We start from the raw sequence: 23,828 nt of genomic DNA, 5'->3' as shown, positions 1-23,828 counted from the left end.
TTTTCAATATAGGTAAGCCCTTACTTGTGAAAAAATGATATAATGATAGCAAAGATAAAAAGGGGGCTTAGTTGATGAAAAAAACTTTTTTCTTACTAGTGTTAGGCTTGTTTTGCCTTCTGCCATTCTCTGTTTTTGCCATTGATTTCAAGATAAACTCTTATCAAGGAGATTTGTATATTCATGCAGACAATACGGCAGAATTTAGACAGAAGATAGTTTACCAGTTTGAGGAGGACTTTAAAGGTCAAATTGTGGGACTTGGACGGGCTGGCAAGATGCCTAGCGGATTTGACATTGACCCTCATCCAAAGGTTCAGGTCGCGAAAAACGGTGCTGAACTGACAGATGTTACTAGCGAAGTGATAGAAGGGGCAGATGGTTATACTGTTAAAGTTTATAATCCAGGTCAAGATGGCGACACAGTTGAAGTTGACCTTGTCTGGAACTTAAAGAATTTGCTTTTCCTTTATGATGATATCGCTGAATTAAATTGGCAACCTCTGACAGATAGTTCAGGGGCTATTGGGAAGTTTGAATTTCATGTAAGGGGAGACAAGGGGGCTGAAAAACTCTTTTTCCATACAGGGAAACTTTTTAGAGAGGGAACGGTTGAAAAGAGTAACCTTGATTATACCATCCGTTTAGACAATCTTCCGGCTAAACGTGGAGTTGAGTTACATGCCTATTGGCCTCGGACCGATTTTGCTAGCGCTAGGGATCAGGGATTGAAAGGGAATCGTTTAGAAGAGTTTAATAAGATAGAAGACTCGATTTTTAAAGAAAAAGATCAGAGTAAACAACTCGTTACTTGGGTCTTCCCTTCGATACTTTCTATCTCCTTGTTATTGAGTATTTGCTTTTATTTTATTTATAGAAGAAAGACCACTCCTTCGGTCAAATATGCCAAAAATCATCGTCTCTATGAACCACCAATGGAATTAGAGCCTATGGTTTTATCAGAGGCTGTCTACTCGACCTCCTTGGAGGAAGTGAGTCCCTTGGTCAAGGGAGATGGAAAATTCACCTTTGACCAACTTATTCAAGCTACTTTGTTAGATGTGATAGACCGTGGGAATGTCTCTATCATTTCAGAAGGAGATGCAGTTGGTTTGAGGCTAGTAAAAGAAGATGGTTTGTCAAGCTTTGAGAAAGACTGCCTAAATCTAGCTTTTTCAGGCAAAAAAGAAGAAACTCTTTCCAATTTGTTTGCGGATTACAAGGTATCTGATAGTCTTTATCGTAGAGCAAAAGTCTCTGATGAAAAACGGATTCAAGCAAAGGGGATTCAGCTCAAATCTTCTTTCGAAGCAGTATTAAAAGAGATGCAAGAAGGAGTGAGAAAGCGAGTTTCCTTCTGGGGGCTCCCAGATTATTATCGTCCTTTAACTGGTGGGGAAAAGGCCTTGCAAGTGGGTATGGGACTCTCTACTATCCTACCCCTATTTATCGGATTTGGTTTGTTCTTGTACAGTTTGGATGTTTATGGCTATCTTTTCCTCCCCTTGCCTATACTTGGTTTTCTAGGTTTGGTTTTGGCTGTTTTCTATTATTGGAAGCTTCGGCTAGATAATCGTGATGGTGTCCTAGATGAAGCAGGGGCAGAAGTATACTATCTCTGGACCAGTTTTGAAAATATGTTGCGTGAGATTGCACGATTGGATCAGGCTGAATTGGAAAGTATTGTGGTTTGGAATCGCCTCTTGGTTTATGCGACCTTATTTGGCTATGCGGACAAGGTCAGTCATTTGATGAAGGTTCATCACATCCAGGTAGAAAATCCAGATATCAATCTCTATGTAGCTTATGGCTGGCATAGTATGTTTTATCATTCAAGCGCGCAAATGAGCCATTATGCTAGTGTCGCAAATACAGCAAGTACCTACTCCGTATCTTCTGGAAGTGGAAGTTCTGGCGGTGGCTTCTCTGGAGGCGGAGGTGGCGGCAGTATCGGTGCCTTTTAAAGAGAGCTATCACTGGCTGAAAAAATATGCTATAATGGAAGATAGAAAAAGGAGTAATCTATGTATCTTATTGAAATTTTAAAATCTATCTTCTTCGGTATTGTTGAAGGGATTACGGAATGGTTGCCGATTTCCAGTACAGGTCACTTGATTTTAGCAGAGGAGTTTATCCAATACCAAAATCAGAATGAATCTTTTATGTCCATGTTTAATGTTGTGATTCAGCTTGGTGCTATTTTAGCAGTCATGGTCATTTACTTTAACAAGCTCAATCCTTTCAAACCGACTAAGGACAAGCAGGAAGTTCGTAAGACTTGGAGACTGTGGTTGAAGGTCTTGGTTGCCACTTTACCTTTGCTTGCAGTATTTAAGTTTGATGATTGGTTTGATACCCACTTCCATAACATGGTTTCTGTTGCTCTCATGTTGATTATCTATGGGATTGCCTTTATCTATTTGGAAAAGCGCAATAAAGCGCGTGCTATCGAGCCAAGTGTAACAGAGTTGGACAAGCTTCCTTATACGACAGCTTTCTATATCGGACTCTTCCAAGTTCTTGCTCTTTTACCAGGAACGAGTCGTTCTGGGGCAACAATTGTCGGTGGTTTGTTAAATGGAACCAGTCGTTCTGTTGTGACAGAATTTACCTTCTATCTTGGAATTCCTGTTATGTTTGGAGCTAGTGCCTTAAAGATTTTCAAATTTGTAAAAGCAGGACAACTCTTGAATTTTGGGCAATTGTTCTTGCTCTTGGTTGCGATGGGAGTCGCTTTTGCAGTCAGCATGGTCGCTATTCGCTTTTTGACCAGCTATGTGAAAAAACACGACTTTACCCTTTTCGGTAAATACCGCATCGTGCTTGGTAGTGTTTTGCTACTTTACAGTTTTGTCCGTTTATTTGTATAAGAAAAACCTTGAAGGGTTCAGACTCTTCAAGGTTTTAAAATCCAGTCATGGTAATCCCCAGCAGGCGGACACCTCTTTCTTTCTCGCTTAATTCTTCATAGAGTTGCAGGGCTATTTGGCTTATCTGACTAGCATCCTGTGTTTTTTGAGAAAGACTTTTTCGTTTAGTAAGAGTTGAAAAGTTCTCGTAGCGGATTTTCAAAATGACAATTTTTCCAGCTTTTTCTTGTTGATTGAGATTGAGAGCGACTCTTTCTGATAGAAGAGCTAGCTCTTTTTTGATGTCTTCCTCAGCACGGAGAATCTTTCCATAGGTTTTCTCCTTGCCAATTGATTTACGGATACGATTGGATTTGACTGGGGAATTGTGGATACCTCGAGCCTTTCGATACAGGTCATAGCCCAGTCTGCCAAAACGGTCTATTAGGGTCACTTCAGGAACTTCAAGCAAATCAGCGCCAGTAAAAACGCCCATTTGATGAAGACGTTCTACTGTCTTTTTTCCTACTCCATGAAACTTGGCCACGTCCATTTGTTTGAGAAAATCCTCAGCTTGGTCAGGTAGAATCACTGTCAGACCATGAGGTTTTTGATAATCGCTAGCCATTTTAGCCAAGAATTTGTTATAAGAAACGCCAGCAGAAGCAGTTAGATGGAGTTCTTGCCAGATATCCTCTTGAATGAGGCGAGCAATTTTGACCGCTGACTTGATACCGAGTTTATTTTCTGTCACATCCAAATAGGCTTCGTCAATACTCATAGGTTCAATCAAATCTGTATAGCGCTTAAAAATAGCTCGAATCTGGAGCCCCACAGATTTGTATTTCTCATAATTCCCTGAGATGAAGATTGCCTGGGGACAACGCTCATAGGCTTCCTTAGAGCTCATGGCTGAATGGACACCAAAAGCTCGCGCTTCATAGCTACAAGTTGAAACGACACCACGCCCACCTGTTTGCCGAGGGTCACTGCCGATAATGACAGGTTTTCCTCTGAGTTTAGGATTATCTCTGATTTCCACCGCAGCAAAAAAGGCATCCATGTCAATATGGATGATTTTTCTTGACAAATCATTTAATAAGGGAAAAATCAACATGCCTAGCACCTTTTTACTGCTTATTTTCTTTTATTATACCCTTTTTTCTGAAAAAAAGAAAAAAGGACTTTATTTTTTCAAAAATATAATACAGTTTGAAGAAAAATATAGACTGTTTTAGAAAAGAAAGTGTAAAAATAGGGATTTTTCGCTTGTTGAAATCGGTTACTGTATGGTATACTTGTCTCATGAATGTAACAGATGACTGTTACTAGAAAGAAAAAAGAGGACATTAACATGGTTGTTAAGACAGTTGTTGAAGCACAAGATATTTTTGACAAAGCTTGGGAAGGCTTCAAAGGCGTAGATTGGAAAGAAAAAGCAAGTGTATCACGCTTCGTACAAGCTAACTACACACCTTACGATGGAGACGAAAGCTTCCTCGCAGGACCAACAGAACGTTCACTTCACATCAAAAAAATTGTAGAAGAAACTAAAGCACACTACGAAGAAACTCGTTTCCCAATGGACACTCGTCCAACATCTATCGCTGATATCCCTGCTGGATTTATCGATAAAGAAAACGAAGTTATCTTTGGTATCCAAAACGACGAACTCTTCAAATTGAACTTCATGCCAAAAGGTGGTATCCGTATGGCTGAAACTACTTTGAAAGAAAATGGATACGAACCAGACCCAGCTGTTCACGAAATCTTCACTAAATACGTAACAACAGTTAACGACGGTATCTTCCGCGCTTACACTTCAAACATTCGTCGCGCTCGTCACGCACACACTGTAACTGGTCTTCCAGATGCATACTCACGCGGACGTATTATCGGTGTTTACGCACGTCTTGCTCTTTACGGTGCAGACTACTTGATGCAAGAAAAAGTAAACGACTGGAACGCAATCGAAGAAATCGATGAAGAAACAATCCGTCTTCGTGAAGAAATCAACCTTCAATACCAAGCATTGCAACAAGTTGTTCGCTTGGGTGACCTTTACGGAGTTGACGTTCGCAAACCAGCGATGAACGTTAAAGAAGCTATCCAATGGGTTAACATCGCCTTCATGTCTGTCTGCCGTGTTATCAACGGTGCTGCTACATCTCTAGGACGTGTGCCAATCGTATTGGACATCTTTGCAGAACGTGACCTTGCTCGTGGTACATTTACTGAATCAGAAATCCAAGAATTCGTTGATGATTTCGTTATGAAACTTCGTACAGTTAAATTTGCTCGTACAAAAGCTTACGACCAATTGTACTCAGGTGACCCAACCTTCATCACAACTTCTATGGCTGGTATGGGTAACGACGGTCGTCACCGTGTTACTAAGATGGACTACCGTTTCTTGAACACTCTTGACAACATCGGTAACTCTCCAGAACCAAACTTGACAGTTCTTTGGACTGACAAATTGCCATACAACTTCCGTCGCTACTGTATGCACATGAGCCACAAACACTCTTCTATCCAATACGAAGGTGTAACAACAATGGCTAAAGACGGATATGGTGAAATGAGCTGTATCTCATGCTGTGTGTCTCCACTTGACCCAGAAAATGAAGAACAACGCCACAACATCCAGTACTTCGGTGCGCGTGTAAACGTATTGAAAGCTCTTCTTACTGGTTTGAACGGTGGTTACGACGATGTTCACAAAGACTACAAAGTATTTGACATCGAACCAATCCGTGACGAAGTTCTTGAATTCGAATCAGTTAAAGCAAACTTTGAAAAATCTCTTGACTGGTTGACTGACACTTACGTAGATGCTTTGAACATCATCCACTACATGACTGACAAGTACAACTACGAAGCTGTTCAAATGGCCTTCTTGCCAACTCACCAACGCGCTAACATGGGATTCGGTATCTGTGGATTTGCTAACACTGTTGATACTTTGTCAGCAATCAAATACGCTACTGTTAAACCAATCCGTGACGAAAATGGCTACATCTACGATTACGAAACAATCGGTGAATACCCACGTTGGGGTGAAGATGACCCACGTTCAAACGAATTGGCAGAATGGTTGATTGAAGCTTACACAACTCGTCTACGTAGCCACAAACTTTACAAAGACGCAGAAGCTACAGTATCACTTTTGACAATCACATCTAACGTTGCTTACTCTAAACAAACTGGTAACTCACCAGTTCACAAAGGTGTATACCTCAACGAAGATGGTTCTGTGAACTTGTCTAAACTTGAATTCTTCTCACCAGGTGCTAACCCATCTAACAAAGCTAAAGGTGGATGGTTGCAAAACTTGAACTCACTTGCTAGCCTTGACTTCGGTTATGCAGCTGATGGTATCTCATTGACTACACAAGTATCACCTCGCGCTCTTGGTAAGACTCGTGACGAACAAGTTGATAACTTGGTAACAATCCTTGATGGTTACTTCGAAAACGGTGGACAACACGTTAACTTGAACGTTATGGACTTGAACGATGTTTACGAAAAGATCATGTCAGGTGAAGACGTTATCGTACGTATCTCTGGATACTGTGTAAACACTAAATACCTCACTCCAGAACAAAAAACTGAATTGACACAACGTGTCTTCCACGAAGTTCTTTCAATGGATGACGCATTGAGCTAATCAATTAACTTGAATAATGAAAAGGAACCCTCGGTCAAACGACTGAGGGTTGTTTTTGGGTTTTTAAATTTTTAATACTCAATGAAAATCAAAGAGTAAACTAGGAAGCTAGCCGCAGGTTGCTCAAAACACTGTTTTGAGGTTGCAGATAAGACTGACGAAGTCAGTTACATATTTCTACGGCAAGGCGAAGCTGACGTGGTTTGAATTTTATTTTCGAAGAGTATGAAAATAAAAACACCACACTTTGTATGGAACAAGGTGTGGTTGTATTTTATCTCTTAGACCAAGTTCTCTTCATAAAGAGAAGCAAGATAGGATAAATCTCCAAACGACCTGCAATCATTGCAAAGGAGAGGAGAATTTTTGAGATAGGGCTAAAGATTGAGAAACTAGAAGTGGTTCCTAGAATAGGTCCGATGTTATTGAAACAGCTAAAGACAGCGCTGGTCACAACCAGAAAATCATTGCTATCTAGGCTGACAATAAAGATAAGTGCTAACAAAATCATAGAATAGATGACAAAGTACTTGAGAATCTTATGCTGAGTATCTTTGTCAATCACCGTCTTATTAACATGGAGGGTCAAAACACGGTGGGGCGATAGGATTGACAAAATCTGATTTTTAGCAATTTTTGAAAGGATGAGGCCTCGAATAACCTTGAGTCCACCTGCGGTTGATCCAGCAGAACCACCGATTCCCATGAGGAAGAGAAGGATAAACTGGGAGAAGAGGGGCCAGTTGGTAATGTCTCCATATCCAAAACCAGTCGTCGTAATGATATTGGAAACCTGGAAGAAGGCCATTTCAAAACTCTTGGAAAATCCCGGGTAGAGATAGAGGGTATTAAGGCTAATCAAGCCTGTAGAAACCAGCACGATGACCAAGTAAGCACGAAGTTCTTCGTCACCAAAGAAGGCCTTGACGCGGCGGAGCATGAGGTAGTAGTAGAGATTGAAATTTACCCCAAAAACCAAAACTCCGATACTAACCAGATAGGTAATCAGTGAGCTACCATAGTGAGCAATTCCATCGTTATAGACGGTGAAGCCCCCAGTTCCCGCTGTCCCCATAGCGATCACAAAACTATCAAATAGTGGCATACCAGCTAGATAATAGATGATGACAAAGAGGGAGAAGAGAGCTAGATAAAGGAGATAGAGAATCTGAGCGGTGTTTTTTAGCTTGGATACAACCTTACCAAAGACAGGGCCAGGAACCTCAGCCTTCATCACCTCTAGGTGGCTATTCTTGGCATTATCCATAATAGCAAGTGCAAAAACAAGCACTCCCATCCCTCCAATCAAGTGGGTAAAACTTCGCCAGAAGAGGAGGGAACGGCTGAGAACCGAAACGTCGTTCAGAATAGTTGCTCCAGTAGTTGTAAAGCCAGAACTGATTTCAAAAAAGGCATCGATAACGCTGGGAATTTGTCTAGCAAAGACAAAGGGGAGACCACCAAAGAAGGACCAAAGGATCCAACAGAGGGCAACAATCAAGACTCCCTCCTTGGCATAAATCCGTTGATTTTTTGGCTTTTGTAAAATTCCTGAACCGCCTAGTAATACGAGAATCCCAATCGTTGTAAAGAGGGCTGTAAAGACTTGGCTCGATTCACGGTAATAGATAGCAACAGCTACAGGAACCAAAAGAAGAACAGCTTCAATCAAAAGTAATTTTGAAAGGAGGTAACGAATCATACTTTTATTCATTTCTTACCTCGCAATCAAGTCATAAATCTTGGTGATGTTTGGCAACAAAGTTGTTACTAGGAGCTTGTCTCCAACTTCCAGCATATCCTCTCCTGTTGGGAAAATAGTCTTGCCCTTTCGAATGATGGCCGCAATAAGAACCCCTTTTTTCAGTTTTAGTTGAGAAAGAGGTTTGGCAGTCATTTTATTAGCTTCCTTGATATGGAATTGCAGGGTTTCGATTTGGCCATTGGCTAGATGGTGCATGGCTTGAAGGTCTGAATACTGGGCATTAACACGACCACGAATAAAGTGCATAATCGTATCTACAGCGATGCTTTTAGGTGTGATGATACTTGAAAAATCAGGCGCATTGATAATCTCAAGGAGACTGGTGCGATTGACCTTGGTGATATTTTTTTGTACACCTACCCTGTCAAGGAACATAGAGGTAATCAGATTTTCCTCATCGACCCCTGTTAGAGTCGCAACGGCATCATAGTTTTGAGCACTTTCTTCCAGCAGGATATCTTTTGCGGTACCATCTCCTTGAACGATGTAGAGATTTGGGAATTTCTCGCTAAAGAAGCTGGCGATTTCAGGATTGATTTCAATAACCTTGGTATCGATACGACTGTCTTTGAGGATACCTAATAGATAATAGGCAATTCTACCAGCTCCAACAATAAGAAGACTCTTCACGGCACGAGACTTGAAATAATTATGGAAGAGCATCATGTCAACACGGTTACCAGTGACAAAGATTCTATCTTTATCCTGTACAGTCATGTCACCGCTTGGAATGATAATTTGATGTTCCCTTTCTATCGCACAGACAATGACATTGCCAAATTTTTTCCGAAAATCAGAAATGGGCATTTGGCAAAGACCACTGGAGGATTTAACAGCGAATTCCATCAAGCTGACCCGTCCACCAAAGAAACGTTCGACAGAGAGGGCGTTGGGGAAGTCAATGATATTAGCAATAGCGCGGGCAGCCAAGAGCTCAGGGTTAACGATAAGAGAAAAACCGAGAATATTCTTTTCCTTGAAATAAGAGTTAGAATATTCAGGGTTCCGCACCCGAACGATGGTCTCTTTAGCTCCCATTTTTTTGGCTAAAACGGCTGCAATCATGTTCACTTCATCGTATTCAGTCAGGGCGATAAAGATATCACAATCCTGGACACTGGCTTGCTCAAGGATGGTAAAATCGGCCCCGTTACCAAGGATACCCATGATATCAAAGCGATTGACAATATGATTGAGGACAGCTTCGTCTTGCTCAATCAGCAAAACATCATGCTTTTCTGCAACCAAGGAGCGACAGAGGGCAAAACCAACTTTTCCCCCTCCGACAAGGATAATTTTCATATTAAAACCTACTTTTTCATGATGTAACTATCATACCTTTTTTCAAGAAAAAATGCACCTACTAGCTAATCACCAGAGTTTTTAGTAGGAAATTTGCTATAAGGTAAAACTATACCCTAAGCAATTGAAATAGCTATTAGCGACTTTTTAGAAAATATGGTATGATAAAGGATATACAAGGAGATAAAATGAATAATAATTTACTGGTATTACAATCAGACTTTGGTCTGGTTGATGGTGCGGTATCGGCTATGATTGGAGTGGCTTTAGAAGAGTCTCCAACCTTAAAAATTCATCATTTGACGCACGATATCACGCCTTATAATATTTTTGAGGGGAGTTACCGTCTCTTTCAGACGGTGGATTACTGGCCTGAGGGAACGACATTTGTATCGGTTGTCGATCCAGGTGTCGGCTCGAAACGTAAGAGTGTGGTTGCCAAGACTGCAAAAAATCAATACATTGTCACGCCAGATAATGGGACGCTTTCTTTTATCAAGAAACACGTTGGCATTGTAGCTATTCGTGAAATTTCTGAAGTGGCCAATAGACGACAAAATACAGAGCATTCTTATACCTTCCACGGTCGTGATGTTTATGCTTATACTGGTGCTAAACTGGCCAGCGGTCACATTACTTTTGAGGAAGTGGGGCCAGAGCTCAGTGTGGATCAGATTGTGGAACTTCCAGTCGTAGAGACTATCATTGAAGATCATCTGGTGAAGGGAGCTATTGATATTCTGGATGTGCGTTTTGGTTCGCTTTGGACCTCTATCACGCGAGAAGAGTTTTACAAGCTGGAACCAGCATTCGGTGACCGTTTTGAAGTGACCATCTATCATGCAGATATGCTGGTTTATCAAAATCAGGTTGTCTATGGCAAATCATTTGCAGATGTGAGAATTGGGCAACCCATCCTTTACATCAACTCCCTCTATCGTTTAGGTCTGGCTATCAACCAAGGTTCCTTTGCTAAGGCCTATAATGTGGGTGTCGGTTCATCTTGGACCATTGAAATAAAGAAAATAGAATCATAAAATAGGAGAATATAGATGAAAAATCAATCAATTAAACAAGTTGTTGCTATCGGTGTTGGAGCTGCGCTCTTTGTTGTCATTGGGATGATCAGCATTCCGACACCTGTTCCAAATACAAGCATCCAGCTTCAGTATGCGGTACAGAGCCTATTGTCTATCATTTTTGGCCCTCTAGTGGGATTACTTGTTGGTTTAATTGGTCATGCAGTGAAGGACTCTCTTGCTGGCTACGGTCTTTGGTGGACTTGGATTATTGCTAGTGGTCTCTTTGGTCTAGCAGTCGGACTCTTTAGAAAATACATTCGAGTAACACAGGGTGTTTTTGAGTTGAAGGATATTGTCTTTTTTAATCTCATTCAGATTGTTGCAAATGCTCTTGTTTGGGGTGTCTTGGCTCCACTTGGAGACGTTGTGATCTATCAAGAAGCGGCAGAAAAAGTATTTGCCCAAGGGATTGTTGCAGGTATTGCAAACGCTGTGACTATTGCTATCGCGGGGACTCTTCTCTTGCTAGCTTATTCACGTACGCAGACTCGTTCAGGAAGTTTGAAAAAGGATTAATATAAGGGAAAAGGCTGGGCAACCGGTCTTTTTCGATGTTTATAGACTAGTCGGGTAAGCAATTTAGGCTAGGAATCTTGTTGGCGCTAAGTTTTTAATAGAAGAGTCTGCAAGAAGGGTTCGATTTATGATAAAATAGAAGTCTAAGAAGCGAATGAAGAGAGTAAGATGAAAGAAGCTATAATTGAGTGGAAGGATTTCTCTTTCCAGTATGAAACGCAACAAGAACCGACCTTGCAAGGGGTAGACTTGACCATTTATAAGGGAGAGAAAGTCTTAATTGTTGGGCCATCTGGGTCAGGTAAGTCTACCTTGGGTCAGTGTTTGAATGGAATTATTCCCAATATTTACAAGGGTCAGATGTCTGGAGAATTTTTGATCAAGGGGCAAGCGGCCTTTGATATGAGTATCTATGATAAATCTCATCTGGTTAGCACGGTTTTGCAGGATACAGATGGGCAGTTTATCGGTTTATCTGTGGCAGAGGATTTGGCTTTTGCTCTGGAAAATGATGTAACAGCTCTAGATGACATGAAAAGCCGTGTTCATAAATGGGCTGAAAAGCTGGATCTTATTTCTTTACTGTCTCAGCGTCCTCAGGATTTGTCAGGTGGACAAAAGCAGCGAGTTAGTTTAGCTGGTGTCTTGATTGATGAGAGTCCGATTCTTTTGTTTGATGAGCCACTCGCCAATCTGGATCCCAAGTCAGGTCAGGATATTATCGAATTGATTGACCAGATTCATAAGGAAGAAGGAACGACGACTCTTATTATCGAGCACCGTTTGGAGGATGTTCTACATCGCCCTGTGGATCGGATTGTCTTGATAAACGATGGTCGTATCCTCTTTAATGGTATCCCTGACCAACTACTGGCGACTGATTTATTGACACAAAATGGAATTCGGGAACCCCTTTATCTAACCACTCTCCGTCAATTAGGTGTGGATTTAGACAAGGAAGAACAGTTAGCAAATTTGGACAACTTGTCTATCTCAAAAGGCCAGGTTCAGTTGCAGACTGAATTGGTAAAAGAAACCGTAGAATTGCAGTCACTCTTTAAATTAGAGGACGTGTCCTTTTCTTATGATGATAGACCGATTTTAAAATCTCTTCATCTGGATATTAAAAAGGGTGAAAAGATTGCCATTGTCGGAAAAAATGGAGCAGGGAAATCAACCCTAGCCAAGGCCTTAAGTAGCTTTATTCAGACGAAAGGTTCTTACCTTTGGGAAGGACAGGATATCAAAGGAGATTCTGTTGCAGAACGGGCGGAACGAGTAGGCTATGTGCTGCAAAATCCTAATCAAATGATTTCAACCAATATGATTTTTGATGAGGTGGCTCTGGGACTTCGTTTGCGAGGTGTGGACGAGCAGGAAATTGAAACGAGAGTCTATGAAACCTTGAAAATCTGTGGTCTCTATGAATTCCGTAATTGGCCTATTTCTGCCCTGTCATTTGGTCAGAAAAAACGTGTGACTATTGCATCGATTTTGGTCTTAGGAGCTGAAATTATCCTCTTAGATGAACCGACAGCGGGTCAAGACCAGAAGAATTATACTGAGATTATGGAATTTCTCGAAGAGTTGCATCAAAAAGGGCATACTATTGTCATGATTACCCATGATATGCAATTGATGCTGGATTATTCAGACCGGGCCCTTGTCATGGTGGATGGGGAATTGATTGCCGATACTGATCCAGCTAGTCTGTTGAGCAATCCTGAGCTGTTAGTAAAAGCCAACCTAAAAGAAACTTCAATCTTCAACTTGGCCAAGAAACTAGATGTGGATCCACTTGCTTTAACGGCATTTTACAAAGAAAGGAGAGAAGGATGCAAGCAAAATTAATCGGTTACCAGCATAGAGATACTGTGATTCATCGCTTGTCAGGAGCTGGGAAACTCCTCTTTTTCATACTCGTGTCATTGGCGGCTATGATTAGCTATGATACCAGACTGCTTGTTCTGATTGCCATCTTTTCGGTCTTTCTCCTCTATTTGTCAGAAATCCGTTTTAAAGATGTTTCCTTTGTAGCCGTTTTTGCGACGGTATTTGCCGTTTTAAACGTTTTGATGGTCTATCTCTTTTCTCCCGAGTATGGGGTTGGACTTTACGGAGAGAGAAGTGTGATTTGGCAGGGAATCGGTGCATACACTCTGACCAGTCAAGAGCTCTTTTATCTGCTAAATTTGGCTATTAAGTACCTTTGCACCATTCCTCTGGCTATTATCTTTTTGATGACAACCCACCCTAGTCAGTTTGCTTCCAGTTTAAATCAAATTGGTGTGCCCTATAAGATTGCCTATTCTGTCAGCCTGACCTTGCGCTATATTCCAGATTTGCAGGAAGAATTCTTTACTATCAAGATGTCTCAGGAGGCGCGTGGGATGGAATTATCCAAGAAAGCTTCTCTTATGCAACGAATCAAAGGCAATCTGCGCATTATCACTCCCTTGATTTTTAGCTCGCTAGAACGCATTGATACCATTGCGACCGCCATGGAACTTCGCCGCTTTGGGAAAGAGAGAAAACGCACTTGGTATAGTTATCAGGCCTTGAAAAAAGGAGATTATATTACCTTGCTCTTGGCAGCTGTATTTTTAGTAGCTAGTTTACTACTTATCTTGCAGAATCACGGACGATTTTACAACCCTTGGAAATAGCTTGAAAAAATTGAAAAAATCAAGTCGTTTCTATTGACAATGATTCTGAAAGTGTTATACTAAGAAAGTAGTTTCGCTGATTTACTTCAAACCTGTTGTGAGGTAAGTTAACGATGCCTTAACCACGCTGTTTGCTGAGCTTGACTCCGGGCAGTGTGGCTATTTTTTTGCAATGGTGAAAGGAAGCAAGTCATGACAAATCACATTGTATTATTTGAACCTCAAATTCCACAAAATACAGGCAATATTGCGCGTACTTGCGCTGCGACCAATTCTCCCCTCCACATCATCAAGCCCATGGGCTTTCCTATTGACGACCGCAAGATGAAGCGAGCTGGATTGGATTATTGGGATAAGCTAGAGATTTATTTTTACGAGAGTTTAGAGGATTTTATGTCTCAGATGAAGGGAAAACTTTATCTGATTTCGAAATTTGCGGAAAAAGCCTATTCTGATGTGGATTTATCGACTGATGAGGACCATTATTTTCTCTTTGGACGTGAAGACAAGGGCTTGCCTGAGGACTTTATGCGAGAACATCCTGAGAAAGCTCTCCGTATTCCTATGAATGATGAACATGTCCGCAGTCTCAATGTGTCTAATACCGTCTGCATGATTGTCTATGAGGCTCTTCGCCAGCAGAACTTTGCAGGTCTTGAGCTTGTTCATACCTATGAAGTGGATAAATTGAAATAAAAAATGAAAATGAAAATGAACAAAATGCTTGCGCTTGCAAGCGTTTTTTGTTATGATAAAAGAGTCTTCAGGGCAGGGTGTGATTCCCGACCGGCGGTGACTTTAACTAGGAAATGATCTTTTCCTTTTATACTTTGTTGACAAGCTTTGCCTAACCAGAAGTTATGCCTACAGCTTGTCGCCTAGTCTAAAAGAAAAATCTCTATTTCCTTCTCTTTAAAGAAGTCCGCGAGCGCAAGCTGATGTGGTGAGATTCCACAACCGACAGTATAGTCTGGATGGGAGAAGACGAAAGAATAGCTTTGTCTGTTTTGATAGATTTATAGCCGAATTGTAACCGCTTGCTTGAATTTCCTTAATAGAGTGAGAGGGAACTTTTGGGATATAAAAAGTGAGAATAGATAGAGGAATCCTTTCTAACTTCTTCTGATTTTATAGAAAATTGGAGGAACCTGTTATGACAAACACACGTCGACTTTCGACCATTGCAATTTTATCAGCCATCTCATTTGTGCTGATGTACTTTGACTTTCCGCTTTTACCAGCGGCGTCCTTCCTCAAGATCGAATTTAGTATCTTGCCAGTCCTTGTGGGCCTGGTAGTCATGGATTTGCCTGCTGCTCTAGGAGTTCTCTTGCTTCGCTCACTCTTGAAATTGCTTCTTAACAGCCAGGGAGTGAATACTTACATTGGTTTGCCAATGAATATCGTAGCTTTGGGAGTTTTTGTCATCGTCTTTGCTTTGATTTGGAAAAAGGAACGGACAACCCTTCGTTTCCTACTAGGCTCTCTAGCTGGAACTATTGGTTTAACCGTGGCTATGTTGGTTCTCAACTATGTTTATGCTGTTCCTTTGTACGCTAAGTTTGCTAACTTTGATATTGGAAAAATTTTGGGACTTTCCAACTACCTAATGACTATGGTATTACCTTTTAACTTGATTGAGGGTGTAATCTTTTCCGTTTCATTCTGGTTGTTGTATGTCCTTTTGAAACCAACCTTAAAACATTATGAGAGATAAACAAACATTTTTAATGAAGGGCAGTTTTGCCCTTTTACTTTTCGTTATTCTTGGCTACATGGTCAAATTTTACCCTGAAACGCTGGTCGGTTTTGACCAACCGATACAGACTGCCGTTCGCGGAGACTTGCCAGATTACTTGACTATTCTTTTCAGGGCCATCACACGCTTGATTGATATCCCAGTGATTATCACCTGGGTTGCTATCGCAGCCTTTATCTTTTATCGTAAGCGATGGAAGATAGAAAGTTTCTTCATGCTGGGAAATCTGGCTTTGGCAGGTCTTTTAATCGTGACCTTTAAAAATATCTACCAGCGCCCACGGCCAGCTATTTTACACTTGGTTGAGGAGAAGGGATTTTCCTTTCCAAGTGGCCATTCTCTGGCTGTAACCTTGATGGTCGGCTCTCTGATTGTCATTCTCAGTCAACGGATGAAAGATCCAGTCTGGAGAAGAATCGTGCAAATCGTCCTTGGCCTCTACCTAGTCAGTGTGTTGGTATCAAGGGTCTATCTGGGAGTTCATTATCCATCAGATGTCCTTGCCAGTCTCTGTGTCGGCTTGGGAGTCCTGTTTATCGAATTTCCCTTTTATGACAAGCTTCGCTTCCAATGGCGATTCAAAGGCAAACAGAAGTGAATATCAAATTCTCTTGAGGAGAAGGAAATGAAAGTCAACATAAAAGCTCTCCATCCGACTCAACTATACTTATCAGAAAAGAAACTAGCAGGCATCCAGACACTTTATCAGTCGGCAGAAATAATCAATGTTGCTCCAATCAGTATTCTTGCGTTCGGAGATTACTTGTTGATTACAGATGGGCATCACAGGGCTTATCAGGCTTTATTGGCAGGTCGGGATACTATTTCTGCTGAGTGGGATAGAGATGGTGGTGATGAACTATATCATCTCTATGCGCAAGCCTGCGAAGAAAGAAAAATCTACTCTGTTCTGGATTTAAAAAATCATATCTTAGCTCAAGATGAGTATGAAGCAAAATGGTATAACTGGTGTGATGGTTTTAATCAAGCAGCAACTCTTTTGTTGAAAAGGAAAGCAGATGAAACAGACCCTACAAATAGATAATTCACTGCGTCTGGTTCCTTATTATAAGGTCAATCATTGTGAAGAAGCTTTTGCTTGGTATCAGAATGTGGACTTAGTTTACCTCGTAGATGGGGTGAAGCTTCCTTATAGTCAAGAAACTTTGGAAGCCATGTATTCCTATTTGGATCAGCATGGTGAGCTTTTTTGGATTGAAGTCAAGGAGAAGGGTAAATGGTTTCCAATTGGGGATGTTACACTATCTCAGGACAATCTCCCCATTGTGATTGGAAATCCCGCTTACCAACATCGAGGACTTGGAAAAAAGATCCTAAGTACTTTGATTGAATTGGCTCGAGTAAAAGGATGGAAAGAATTGAGAGTCAAGGAAATCTACACTTACAATCATGTATCTAGGAGCTGTTTCAAGTCGCTTGGATTTGTGGAAAATGGAGCAACAGAAAAAGGAACGAGTTTTGTATTGAAATTAGTCTAATCTAACTTGTTTTTTAACTAAAAATCTGATAAACTAAGTAGTAATTGAATAGAAATCTGCAAGACTAGTAACTCAAGGGAAGTATATCAGGGAGGAGAGCCGTGACTGCAAGCTCTCTATATGAAAGCTGGGTGAATTCACTTGTGCATGGATTTAGAAATGAAGGTCTGACTTGTCAGATGAAAACGGATGGTACCGCGTGTCAACGCTCCGAGTGGAGTTTTTGGCATGTGGTTTTCTTTTTATCTACGAGAGACTGATGGAGGAATTATGTCAACTATTGAAGAACAATTAAAAGCGCTTCGCGAAGAAACGCTGGCTAGCTTGAAGCAGATTACTGCTGAAAATGAAAAAGAGATGCAAGATTTGCGTGTCTCTGTCCTTGGTAAAAAGGGTTCGCTCACTGAAATCCTCAAAGGGATGAAAGATGTCTCTGCTGAGATGCGTCCAATCATAGGGAAACACGTCAATGAAGCTCGTGATGTCTTGACAGCTGCTTTTGAAGAAACAGCTAAGCTCTTGGAAGAAAAGAAAGTTGCGGCTCAACTGGCTAGCGAGAGTATCGATGTGACACTTCCAGGTCGTCCAGTTGCGACTGGTCACCGTCACGTTTTGACACAAACCAGTGAAGAAATCGAAGATATCTTCATCGGTATGGGTTACCAAGTCGTGGATGGTTTTGAAGTGGAGCAAGACTACTATAACTTTGAACGTATGAACCTTCCAAAAGACCACCCAGCTCGTGATATGCAGGACACTTTCTATATCACAGAAGAAATCTTGCTACGTACTCACACGTCTCCAGTTCAGGCGCGTGCTATGGATGCCCATGATTTCTCTAAAGGTCCTTTGAAAATGATTTCGCCAGGGCGTGTGTTCCGTCGTGACACAGACGATGCGACCCACAGTCACCAGTTCCACCAAATCGAAGGCTTGGTTGTTGGGAAAAACATCTCTATGGCAGACCTTCAAGGAACCCTTCAGTTGATTGTGCAAAAAATGTTTGGTGAAGAGCGTCAGATCCGTCTGCGCCCCTCTTACTTCCCATTCACAGAGCCATCTGTTGAGGTGGATGTTTCTTGCTTCAAGTGTGGTGGAGAAGGTTGTAACGTATGTAAGAAAACTGGTTGGATCGAAATTATGGGGGCCGGTATGGTTCACCCACGTGTCCTTGAAATGAGTGGTATCGATGCGACTGTTTACTCTGGATTTGCCTTTGGTCTTGGACAAGAACGTGTAGCTATGCTTCGTTACGGAATCAACGATATCCGTGGATTCTACCAAGGAGATGTCCGCTTCTCAGAACAGTTTAAATAATGATTAGAAAAGTAGAAATGGCAGATGTTGAGGTGTTGGCTAAAATTGCCAAACAAACCTTTCGTGAAACATTTGCTCATGATAATACGGAAGAGCAGTTACAGGAATACTTTGAAGAGGCTTATAGTCTGAGAACTTTGTCAACTGAGTTGGAAAATTCAGAATCCGAAACCTATTTCATTATGCATGAAGACGAGATAGCTGGTTTTCTCAAAGTCAACTGGGGAAGTGCTCAGACTGAGAGAGAATTAGAGGATGCTTTTGAAATTCAACGCCTCTATGTGCTACAAAAATTCCAAGGACTTGGATTCGGTAAGCAACTGTTTGAATTCGCTCTTGAACTTGCTACAAAAAATAGTTTTTCCTGGGCTTGGTTAGGTGTTTGGGAGCATAATACAAAAGCTCAAGCGTTTTATAATCGATATGGTTTTGAAAAATTTAGCCAACATCATTTTATGATTGGTCAAAAAGTAGATACGGATTGGTTACTGAGAAAGAAATTAAGGTAAGAAGATGATTCTTCTATTGAAATGATAGGAAAGGAAAAGAACTAGAGTGGCAACTGTCATTCTGGAAAACTAAATTATGCTTGTATCTTATAAATGGTTAAAAGAATTGGTGGACATTGATGTGCCATCACAAGAGTTGGCTGAAAAAATGTCAACTACAGGGATCGAGGTAGAAGGTGTTGAATCACCTGCTGCTGGTCTCTCAAAAATTGTCGTCGGTGAGGTCTTGTCTTGCGAAGATGTGCCAGAAACTCACCTCCATGTTTGTCAGGTTAACGTTGGCGAAGAAGAAGCCCGTCAAATCGTCTGTGGTGCCCCAAATGTGCGTGCTGGTATCAAGGTTATGGTGGCTCTTCCAGGAGCTCGCATCGCTGACAACTACAAAATCAAAAAAGGAAAAATCCGTGGTTTAGAGTCACTTGGAATGATCTGTTCGCTTGGCGAATTGGGAATTTCTGACTCAGTTGTGCCTAAGGAATTCGCAGATGGCATCCAAATCTTGCCAGAAAATGCCGTTTCTGGGGATGAAGTCTTCTCATATCTAGACTTGGATGATGAAATCATCGAACTTTCAATCACCCCCAACCGTGCGGACGCTCTTTCTATGCGTGGAGTGGCTCATGAAGTGGCAGCCATCTATGACAAGGCAGTCAACTTTAAAGAATTTACTCTAACAGAAACAAACGAAGCCGCTACAGATGCACTTTCTGTAGGCATTGAAACAGACAAGGCTCCTTACTATGCGGCTCGTATCTTGGACAATGTGACCATCGCACCAAGTCCACAATGGTTGCAAAATCTTCTCATGAACGAAGGAATCCGTCCAATCAATAACGTAGTGGACGTGACAAACTACATTCTTCTCTACTTTGGTCAACCAATGCACGCCTTTGACTTGGATACCTTTGAAGGGACTGACATCCGTGTGCGTGAAGCGCGTGCTGATGAAAAATTGGTGACTTTAGATGGTGAAGAACGTGACTTGGATGTGAATGACCTAGTCATCACTGTCGCAGACAAGCCAGTAGCTCTTGCAGGTGTTATGGGTGGTCAAGCAACAGAAATCTCTGAAAAGTCTAGTCGTGTCGTCCTTGAAGCTGCAGTCTTCAACGGAAAATCAATCCGCAAAACTAGCGGACGTCTCAACCTTCGTTCTGAGTCATCTTCTCGCTTTGAAAAAGGGATTAATGTGGCAACTGTTAACGAAGCCCTTGATGCGGCGGCTAGCATGATTGCAGAACTTGCAGGTGCGACGGTGCGTAAAGGTATCGTTTCAGCGGGTGAGCTTGATACCTCTGATGTGGAAGTTTCTTCAACTCTTGCAGATGTTAACCGTGTCCTCGGAACTGATCTTTCTTATGCTGATGTAGAAGACGTCTTCCGTCGTCTTGGCTTTGGTCTTTCTGGACATGCAGACAGCTTTACAGTCAGCGTACCACGTCGTCGTTGGGATATCACCATCGAAGCAGACCTCTTTGAAGAAATCGCTCGTATCTATGGTTATGACCGCTTGCCAACCAGCCTTCCAAAAGACGATGGGACAGCTGGTGAATTGACTGCTACACAAAAACTCCGCCGTCAAGTTCGTACGATTGCTGAAGGAGCAGGTTTGACAGAAATCATCACCTATGCTCTAACAACTCCTGAAAAAGCAGTTGAGTTTACGGCTCAACCAAGTAACCTTACTGAACTCATGTGGCCAATGACAGTGGACCGTTCTGTCCTCCGTCAAAATATGATCTCAGGTATCCTTGATACGGTGGCTTATAACGTAGCTCGTAAGAACAAAAACTTGGCCCTTTATGAGATTGGAAAAGTCTTTGAACAAACAGGAAATCCAAAAGAAGAACTTCCAAATGAGATCAACAGCTTTGCCTTTGCCTTGACAGGATTGGTTGCTGAAAAAGATTTCCAAACAGCAGCAGTTCCAGTTGATTTCTTCTATGCTAAAGGAATCCTTGAAGCCCTCTTTGCTCGTTTGGGACTCCAAGTAACTTATACAGCAACATCTGAAATCGCTAGCCTTCACCCAGGTCGTACAGCTATGATTTCACTCGGTGACCAAGTTCTTGGTTTCCTTGGCCAAGTGCATCCAGTCACTGCTAAGGCCTACGATATTCCAGAAACGTATGTAGCGGAACTTAATCTTTCAGCCATTGAAGCAGCGCTTCAACCAGCAAATCCATTTGTGGAAATCACGAAATTCCCAGCAGTCAGCCGTGACGTTGCCCTTCTCCTCAAGGCAGAAGTGACTCATCAAGAAGTTGTAGATGCTATCCAATCTGCAGGCGTAAAACGTTTGACAGATATCAAACTCTTTGACGTCTTCTCAGGCGAAAAATTGGGACTTGGTATGAAGTCAATGGCTTATAGCTTGACTTTCCAAAATCCAGAAGATAGCTTAACGGACGAAGAAGTCGCACGCTATATGGAAAAAATCCAAGATTCTCTTGAAGAAAAAGTCAATGCAGAAGTGCGTTAAATCATCAATCCATCCTTCGGGGTGGATTTTTGTTTTTCAAATAACAATTCAGGATCAAAAATAGACAGTTGAGGAACAGAGAAGATAAATTGAGTTTGCTACTGTATAATGGATTTATCACTAAAAACGCTCTAGGCCATATTTTACACAGCAATAGTCTTATAAAAATGGACAGAAATCATTGTAAAGGCTATCAAAAAGGAGTATAATGAGTGCAAGACATTTCGGAGGTGAAAGATGCTAGAAGTAAGAAGTCTAGAGAAAAGTTTTGGATCTAAGCAAGTTTTGTTTGGTATTGACTTTCAAGCACGACCAGGTCGTATTTTGGGATTAGTCGGGAAAAATGGTGCTGGGAAGACAACGATTTTCCACAGTATTTTGAAGTTTTTAGAATATCAAGGAGAAATCAGTCTAGATGGTCAGGATATTCGTCAGGAGACCTACGCTCGGATTGGCTATCTGCCTGAAGAACGCAGTCTCATGCCTAAATTGACAGTCCTTGAACAAGTTCGTTACTTGGCGACTCTAAAAGGTATGGATGCTAAGGAAATCAAGGAAAAACTCCCTCAATGGATGAAGAGGTTGGAAGTGAAAGGGAAGCTGACAGATAAAATTAAGAGTCTGTCAAAAGGAAATCAGCAGAAGATTCAGCTTATCATTACTTTGATTCATGAGCCAGACTTGATTATCTTGGATGAGCCTTTCAGTGGATTGGACCCAGTCAATACAGAATTGCTCAAACAAGTCATTTTTCAGGAAAAAGAGCGCGGAGCAACCATTATCTTTTCTGACCATGTCATGACCAATGTCGAGGAGCTTTGTGACGATATTCTCATGATTCGAGATGGTCGTGTGGTCTTGCATGGGCCAGTTCAGGATGTCCGTAATCAATACGGGAAAACGCGTCTCTTTGTTTCAAGTGAACGAAGCAAGGAAGAATTGGAAAATCTTCCTCATGTCAAGCAGGTGAGTTTGACCAAACAAGGCAGTTGGAAATTGATCTTGGAGAATGAGAGCGCTGGAAGGGAACTCTTCCCAATCTTGACTCAGGGGCAATACATCGCAACCTTTGACCAGCAAGCGCCAACAATTGATGAAATCTTTAAACTAGAATCAGGGGTGGAAGTATGAGAAATATGTGGGTTGTAATCAAGGAAACCTATCTTCGACACATCAAGTCGTGGAGTTTCTTCTTTATGGTGATTTCACCATTCTTGTTTATCGGTCTATCTGGGGGAATTGGCTACCTCCAAGGGTCTTCTATGGCCAAGAATAGTAAGATAGCAGTAGTAACAACTGTGCCATCTGTGGAAGATGGGCTCAAGGGTACCAATGGTATCAACTTTGATTATAAGGATGAAGCCAGTGCCCAAGCTGCTATCAAAGATGAGAAAATCAAGGGTTACCTAACCATTGACCAAGAGGACAGCGTCCTCAAGGCCGTCTATCATGGTGAAACTTCTCTTGAAACAGGCATCAAGCTAGCAGTAACCAATAAGCTCAACGAACTGCAATACCAACTCAATCGTTCGGCAGCCAATTTGTCACAAGAACAGGAAAAACGCTTGGAACAAACAGTTAACTTTACGGAGAAAATTGATGAATCCAAGGAAAATAAAAAAATGATTCAAACCTTTGCGGCCGCAGGGCTTGGTTTCTTCCTTTATATGATTTTGATTACCTATGCTAGTGTCACTGCTCAGGAAGTGGCTAGCGAGAAAGGAACCAAAATTATGGAGGTGGTCTTCTCTAGTATCCGAGCTAGTCATTATTTCTACGCTCGCATGCTGGCTCTGCTTCTTGTGATTTTGACCCATATTGGCATCTATGTCGTAGGTGGACTTGCTGCCATTCTTCTCTTTAAAGACCTACCAATCTTGGCACAATCTGGTATTTTAAACCATATAGGAGAGGCTTTCTCGCTCAACACCTTATTGTTTGTCTTGGTTAGCCTCTTTATGTACGTTGTTTTAGCAGCCTTCCTAGGTTCTATGGTTTCTCGTCCTGAGGATTCAGGAAAAGCCTTGTCGCCTTTGATGATTTTGATTATAGGTGGTTTTTTTGGAGTGACAGCTCTAGGTGCAGCTGGTGACAATCTCATCTTGAAGATTGGTTCATATATTCCCTTTATTTCGACTTTCTTCATGCCGTTTAGAGCTATTAATGGCTATGCAAATGGGTTAGAAGCATGGATTTCGCTTGCTATTACGATTGCTTTTGCAGTAACTGCAACAGTCTTTATCGGACGTATGTATGCTAGTCTCGTTCTGCAAACAGATGATTTAGGTCCTTGGAAAACCTTTAAACGTGCTTTATCTTATAAATAGAAGAGCCTCGCGAAAGCGAGGTTTTTTAGAGATAAAAAGAGTGGAATTCAGAAAAATATTTTTCATATCTATTGACTTTTAGGGG

The 23,828-nt window shown here is 41.5% G+C and carries 20 protein-coding genes and 1 riboswitch; of the genes, 17 read left to right on the top strand and 3 right to left on the bottom strand.

What is annotated here, in order from left to right; translation table 11 throughout:
• The first annotated feature begins 74 nt into the window (after positions 1 to 74).
• Positions 75 to 1,964, top strand: a complete 1,890-nt coding sequence (locus RYK12_RS05135; protein WP_314847438.1) for a DUF2207 domain-containing protein — start codon at positions 75 to 77, stop codon at positions 1,962 to 1,964.
• A 60-nt stretch (positions 1,965 to 2,024) separates the two neighbouring features.
• A complete protein-coding gene (locus RYK12_RS05130) occupies positions 2,025 to 2,870 on the top strand; it encodes an undecaprenyl-diphosphate phosphatase (protein WP_314847435.1) in 846 nt (281 codons plus the stop codon).
• Between the two features lie 34 nt (positions 2,871 to 2,904).
• Here RYK12_RS05130 and dinB read toward each other — a convergent pair whose 3' ends face one another.
• Positions 2,905 to 3,966 (bottom strand): DNA polymerase IV, encoded by a 1,062-nt coding sequence (dinB, locus tag RYK12_RS05125; protein ID WP_153210694.1) that lies wholly within the window; start codon positions 3,964 to 3,966, stop codon positions 2,905 to 2,907.
• Positions 3,967 to 4,203: 237 nt separating this feature from the next.
• Here dinB and pflB point away from each other — a divergent pair, with 237 nt between their 5' ends.
• The gene (gene pflB / locus RYK12_RS05120; RefSeq protein ID WP_314847482.1) at positions 4,204 to 6,519 is read left to right on the top strand and encodes a formate C-acetyltransferase; all 2,316 of its coding nucleotides are present in this window, start codon (positions 4,204 to 4,206) and stop codon (positions 6,517 to 6,519) included.
• Positions 6,520 to 6,793: 274 nt separating this feature from the next.
• Here the strand turns inward: pflB and RYK12_RS05115 are convergent, their stop codons facing one another.
• Both RYK12_RS05115 and trkA read right to left on the bottom strand, forming a co-directional pair.
• Complete coding sequence (locus RYK12_RS05115; protein ID WP_261029457.1) at positions 6,794 to 8,233, bottom strand: TrkH family potassium uptake protein; 1,440 nt, start codon at positions 8,231 to 8,233, stop codon at positions 6,794 to 6,796.
• A gap of 3 nt (positions 8,234 to 8,236) precedes the next feature.
• Positions 8,237 to 9,586 carry a Trk system potassium transporter TrkA gene (gene trkA, locus RYK12_RS05110; protein WP_314847433.1) on the bottom strand — a complete coding sequence of 450 codons (1,350 nt, stop codon included), beginning with the start codon at positions 9,584 to 9,586 and terminating at the stop codon, positions 8,237 to 8,239.
• A gap of 188 nt (positions 9,587 to 9,774) precedes the next feature.
• On the opposite strand from trkA, the gene RYK12_RS05105 reads away from it, so the two are divergent.
• From RYK12_RS05105 to RYK12_RS05040, 14 genes are all read left to right on the top strand, one after another.
• Positions 9,775 to 10,623 carry an S-adenosyl-l-methionine hydroxide adenosyltransferase family protein gene (locus RYK12_RS05105; protein ID WP_045605043.1) on the top strand — a complete coding sequence of 283 codons (849 nt, stop codon included), beginning with the start codon at positions 9,775 to 9,777 and terminating at the stop codon, positions 10,621 to 10,623.
• 15 nt (positions 10,624 to 10,638) lie between these two features.
• A complete protein-coding gene (locus RYK12_RS05100; RefSeq protein ID WP_000795927.1) occupies positions 10,639 to 11,184 on the top strand; it encodes an ECF-type riboflavin transporter substrate-binding protein in 546 nt (181 codons plus the stop codon).
• Positions 11,185 to 11,352: 168 nt separating this feature from the next.
• The gene (locus tag RYK12_RS05095) at positions 11,353 to 13,035 is read left to right on the top strand and encodes an ABC transporter ATP-binding protein (RefSeq protein ID WP_314847431.1); all 1,683 of its coding nucleotides are present in this window, start codon (positions 11,353 to 11,355) and stop codon (positions 13,033 to 13,035) included.
• Positions 13,020 to 13,850, top strand: a complete 831-nt coding sequence (locus RYK12_RS05090) for an energy-coupling factor transporter transmembrane protein EcfT (protein WP_143952830.1) — start codon at positions 13,020 to 13,022, stop codon at positions 13,848 to 13,850. The genes RYK12_RS05095 and RYK12_RS05090 overlap by 16 nt, the downstream gene beginning before the upstream one ends.
• A 192-nt stretch (positions 13,851 to 14,042) precedes the next feature.
• Complete coding sequence (locus RYK12_RS05085) at positions 14,043 to 14,546, top strand: tRNA (cytidine(34)-2'-O)-methyltransferase (RefSeq protein ID WP_143952831.1); 504 nt, start codon at positions 14,043 to 14,045, stop codon at positions 14,544 to 14,546.
• Positions 14,547 to 14,605: 59 nt separating this feature from the next.
• Positions 14,606 to 14,840: riboswitch (FMN riboswitch) on the top strand.
• A gap of 163 nt (positions 14,841 to 15,003) precedes the next feature.
• Positions 15,004 to 15,567 (top strand): ECF transporter S component, encoded by a 564-nt coding sequence (locus tag RYK12_RS05080; RefSeq protein WP_000185834.1) that lies wholly within the window; start codon positions 15,004 to 15,006, stop codon positions 15,565 to 15,567.
• A complete protein-coding gene (locus tag RYK12_RS05075; protein WP_314847428.1) occupies positions 15,557 to 16,207 on the top strand; it encodes a phosphatase PAP2 family protein in 651 nt (216 codons plus the stop codon). Before RYK12_RS05080 ends, RYK12_RS05075 begins: the two co-directional genes overlap by 11 nt.
• A gap of 27 nt (positions 16,208 to 16,234) precedes the next feature.
• Entirely contained in the window at positions 16,235 to 16,654 is a 420-nt protein-coding gene (locus tag RYK12_RS05070; protein ID WP_049486653.1) for a chromosome partitioning protein ParB, read from the top strand.
• A gap of 4 nt (positions 16,655 to 16,658) precedes the next feature.
• Positions 16,659 to 17,108 carry a GNAT family N-acetyltransferase gene (locus RYK12_RS05065; protein WP_314847480.1) on the top strand — a complete coding sequence of 150 codons (450 nt, stop codon included), beginning with the start codon at positions 16,659 to 16,661 and terminating at the stop codon, positions 17,106 to 17,108.
• 270 nt (positions 17,109 to 17,378) lie between these two features.
• The gene (gene pheS / locus RYK12_RS05060) at positions 17,379 to 18,425 is read left to right on the top strand and encodes a phenylalanine--tRNA ligase subunit alpha (protein WP_000103743.1); all 1,047 of its coding nucleotides are present in this window, start codon (positions 17,379 to 17,381) and stop codon (positions 18,423 to 18,425) included.
• Positions 18,425 to 18,934, top strand: coding sequence for an N-acetyltransferase (locus RYK12_RS05055; protein WP_314847424.1), 510 nt, complete (start codon positions 18,425 to 18,427; stop codon positions 18,932 to 18,934). The genes pheS and RYK12_RS05055 overlap by 1 nt, the downstream gene beginning before the upstream one ends.
• A gap of 76 nt (positions 18,935 to 19,010) precedes the next feature.
• Entirely contained in the window at positions 19,011 to 21,416 is a 2,406-nt protein-coding gene (gene pheT / locus RYK12_RS05050; RefSeq protein ID WP_314847423.1) for a phenylalanine--tRNA ligase subunit beta, read from the top strand.
• A 237-nt stretch (positions 21,417 to 21,653) separates the two neighbouring features.
• Positions 21,654 to 22,547, top strand: a complete 894-nt coding sequence (locus RYK12_RS05045) for an ABC transporter ATP-binding protein (RefSeq protein ID WP_314847421.1) — start codon at positions 21,654 to 21,656, stop codon at positions 22,545 to 22,547.
• The gene (locus RYK12_RS05040; protein WP_314847419.1) at positions 22,544 to 23,743 is read left to right on the top strand and encodes an ABC transporter permease; all 1,200 of its coding nucleotides are present in this window, start codon (positions 22,544 to 22,546) and stop codon (positions 23,741 to 23,743) included. Before RYK12_RS05045 ends, RYK12_RS05040 begins: the two co-directional genes overlap by 4 nt.
• Positions 23,744 to 23,828: the final 85 nt, after the last annotated feature.

Source organism: uncultured Streptococcus sp. (genome assembly GCF_963518475.1).
Classification (GTDB): Bacteria; Bacillota; Bacilli; order Lactobacillales; family Streptococcaceae; genus Streptococcus.
This window is presented reverse-complemented; position numbering and strand designations above follow the sequence as displayed.